We start from the raw sequence: 3,008 nt of genomic DNA on the forward strand, positions 1-3,008 counted from the left end.
AGAACGTGGCCCTCGGCGCTGAGCCCACCACGTTTGGAGGCGTTCTCAGCATCGAAGAAACCCGGAAGAAGATCCGGGAGATTTCGGACAAGTATGGCTTCGACGTTGATCCCGACGCACTGGTCGAAGACCTCCCCGTGGGCGTCCAGCAGCGCGTCGAGATCATCAAAGCGCTGGTGCGTGAAGCCAAAGTCCTGATTTTGGACGAGCCAACGGCCGTGCTGACGCCCCAGGAAACCGATGAACTCCTGGACATCATGCGTCAACTCAAAGCCGGCGGCACCTCCATCGTCTTCATCTCGCACAAGCTGCGTGAAGTGAAAGCAGTCTCGGACGTCATCACCGTCATCCGCCGCGGCAAGGTAGTGGGAGATGCTCCGCCTACTGCATCAGCTACGGAACTGGCCTCCATGATGGTGGGCCGTCCCGTCAGCCTGAGCTTGAACAAGGCCCCTGCACAACCGAAGGAAACCACGTTCGTGGTGGAGAACCTGACGGTCCGCGCAGCCAACGGCACCAACGTGGTGGACGGCATCAGTTTCGACATCGCCCAAGGCGAGATCCTCGCCGTCGCCGGTGTCCAAGGCAATGGCCAGACGGAACTGACCGAAGCGATCCTCGGCATCCAGGATCATGTGACCGGTTCGGTGACACTGGATGGCAAGCAACTGCTGGGACTTTCTGTCAAGGAAGTCCTGCGCTCGGGGGTTGGCTTCGTGCCGGAGGACCGCTCAGTGGACGGCTTGGTTGGTCCCTTCTCCGTGGCAGAGAACCTGGTCCTGGATCTCTATGACCAGGCACCCTTTGCCAGCGGCATCAGCATGAAGCCGGCCAAGGTGTCCGAGCATGCGAAAACCAAAATTGAGGAGTTCGACATCCGGACGCCCTCCGCGGCGTCGGCTGCCGGAACGTTGTCCGGCGGCAATCAGCAGAAAGTGGTCATGGCCAGGGAACTGTCCCGGCCCCTGCGGTTGTTCATTGCCAGCCAGCCCACACGTGGCGTGGACGTCGGTTCCATCGAGTTCCTGCACAAACGGATTGTTGCCGAGCGCGATGTCGGAACGCCGGTCATGATCGTTTCCACGGAACTTGACGAGGTCATTGAACTCGCAGACAGGATCGCCGTGCTCTACAAGGGCAAGCTGGTGGGTATTGTCCCCGGCGGGACGTCACGGGACACGCTCGGTTTGATGATGGCCGGAGTCGGCCCGGAAGGAGGCTCCGATGACAACTAACGACGAGTCCAAAAAGGCCCGGACACCCGAGGAATCCACCGCCGAAGTCCGTGCAGCAGACGTGGCGCTGGACACCGCTGGAGGGACGCTTGAACCCTCCATTGTGCCCGTCTCCTCGCAAAGCGGGGATCCGGGCCACCAGCAAGGCAGCGTCCTGCGCAGGATCGTGATGGGCAACGGCTTTGTCTCTGTCCTGGCTGTCCTGGTAGCACTGTTCCTGGGTGGACTGCTGATCGCCAGCACCGACACCCAGGTGGCCAAAACGGCGGGCTACCTCTTTGCCCGGCCCACGGATTTCCTGAACGCATTGTGGTCAGCCATGACCGAGAGCTATGTTGCCCTCTTCCAAGGCTCCGTGTTCAGTCCACGTGAAGGCTTCAAGCCCTTGCTCGAAACCATGACCGTGGCAACCCCCTTGATCTGTGCCGGCCTTGGCGTTGCCCTGGCCTTCCGGGCCGGACTGTTCAACATCGGTGCGCAGGGCCAGATCATCATCAGCGCCACGCTGGCCGCCTACGTAGGTTTCACCTGGCACCTGCCGTTCGGCCTGCACTTGCTGGTGGTCATCATCATGGGTGTCCTGGGCGGCGCTGTATGGGGCGGGATCGTGGGCATCCTCAAAGCGCGGACAGGTGCGCACGAGGTCATCGTGACCATCATGCTGAACTATGTGGCACTGTTCCTGCTGGACTTCCTGCTCAACACTGCTGCCTTCCGCCGGCCCGGCGACAGCAGCCCTATCTCACCACGCCTGGATGAATCGGCGACGTATCCGGTACTCATCCCCGGATCCCGGCTCCACCTGGGTTTCCTGGTGGCCATAGCACTGACCTTCGGAGTGTGGTGGCTGCTGAACAGGTCCACCATCGGCTTTGAGTTCCGTGCCGTTGGCGCCAACCCCGTCGCGGCCCGGACTGCGGGCGTCAACGTACCGCGCGCAACCATCCTGGTGATGGCTTTGGCCGGAGCCCTGGCTGCCTTTGGCGGCGTGGCGCAAGTGGCCGGCACCGAGAAGGTGCTGACCGGCGGCGTCGCTGCCCAGATCGGCTTCGACGCCATCACTGTTGCACTGCTGGGACGCAGTACACCCTGGGGAACTTTCTTCGCCGGCCTCCTGTTCGGAGCTTTCCGTGCAGGGGCAGTGCAGATGCAGATCCAGACGGGAACACCCATCGACATTGTGCTGGTGGTGCAGTCCCTGATCGTCCTCTTCATCGCAGCGCCGCCGCTGATCAGGTCGATCTTCCGGCTTGAGCCGAAGAAGAAGAACAAGACACCGAAAGCGGCTCCCAAGGCTGCCCTCGTCAACGCCTCCGGAGGTGCCAAATGAGCGCGACAACCACCGCTCCGAAGTCGGGTTCAACGGCCCTGCCGGCCTTCCGGCCATCCATGAAAGTTCCGCTCACCCTCGGCATCCTGGCCCTCATAGCCTTGGTTTTCTTCGGCTTCCTGGGCCCGGACCAAACTGCGGAGATGAAGATCAGCGACGCCGGTGACGCAGTCGCCGTTCCTGCACTCATGATTCCGGGGCAGGTGGGCGGGGTGGTCTTCGGAATTCTGCTCCTTGCCATGGCTGCCTATTCCATCTACCTCTGGACACAGGGGGAGCGCTCGCCCAAGTGGCTTCCCATCGCCTTTGCCGTGGTGTTTGTGTTCGCGTTGCTCGTGTGGATCGTCGCAGGCGCCCGCCAGCCCTCCATCTCCCTGGCCGGCCTGGTTGCCGGCTCGGTGACCCTGGCGGTGCCGTTGGTCTTTGGCTCGCTCTCCGGCGTA

At 62.3% G+C, this 3,008-nt stretch carries 2 protein-coding genes and 1 pseudogene; all 3 read left to right on the forward strand.

Annotation, left to right across the window (positions count from 1 at the left end):
• The coding region (locus HP499_RS22790; protein ID WP_172326346.1) for an ABC transporter ATP-binding protein at positions 1 to 1,235 on the forward strand (1,235 nt) is incomplete at its 5' end.
• Complete coding sequence (locus HP499_RS22795) at positions 1,225 to 2,565, forward strand: ABC transporter permease (RefSeq protein WP_172326347.1); 1,341 nt, start codon at positions 1,225 to 1,227, stop codon at positions 2,563 to 2,565. The genes HP499_RS22790 and HP499_RS22795, both read left to right, overlap by 11 nt.
• Positions 2,562 to 3,008, forward strand: a pseudogene (locus HP499_RS22800) (tryptophan-rich sensory protein); the annotation flags it as partial. The gene HP499_RS22795 and the pseudogene HP499_RS22800, both read left to right, overlap by 4 nt.

The organism is Paenarthrobacter sp. CM16, assembly GCF_013179505.1.
Classification (GTDB): Bacteria; Actinomycetota; Actinomycetes; order Actinomycetales; family Micrococcaceae; genus Arthrobacter.